Here is a 544-nt window from a genome sequence, read left to right on the forward strand (position 1 = left end):
GCAGCGATGAAGAGGAGGAGAGTGATCAGGTCGAGGCCGTTGAGGGGGCGGTCGCCGATCGCGAATGGAAGAAGGAGCATCCCGGCCAGCAGGAGGATCAGTGAGGTCATCGGTGGTCCCTCTCGTCCTGGCGAAGGTCGAGGACCCAGGCGCTCACCACGAGGACGGTGACGAACACGCTGATCCCGATGAACGGGGCGATATCGGTCACAGCGGGTCACCGCCCATCCGGTCGTAGAGGCGGTTCTCCTCGAAGTCGACCTCGAGGCTGTCGAAGATCTCCCAGAGGAGGTCGGGCCACGTGTTCGGGCGGCGGGCGTCTTCGATGTCGAGGTCGGGTTCCGTGTCGTGCCGGTCCCGGTACGAGTCCCACGCGTTGGTGATCGCGGTGGAGATCTGCTGATCCGTGCGGGTCAGGCCTGCGGCGGTGAGTCGGTCGTGGATGTCCTCCACCCGCGCCTGGTAGGGAAGGGCCGGACCGATCCGCCACACGCTCGCGTGGACGCCGTCTTGCTTCACCCTTCCGGCCTTGTGGACGCGTCCG

General features: G+C 66.4%; 1 protein-coding gene. It reads right to left on the reverse strand.

Annotated features, from left to right (window positions below; translation table 11 throughout):
• Positions 1 to 207: 207 nt before the first annotated feature.
• The coding region (locus ASG00_RS16515) for a hypothetical protein (protein ID WP_235559081.1) at positions 208 to 544 on the reverse strand (337 nt) is incomplete at its 5' end.

This window comes from Microbacterium sp. Leaf351 (assembly GCF_001423825.1).
GTDB classification, from domain to species: domain Bacteria; phylum Actinomycetota; class Actinomycetes; order Actinomycetales; family Microbacteriaceae; genus Microbacterium; species Microbacterium ginsengisoli.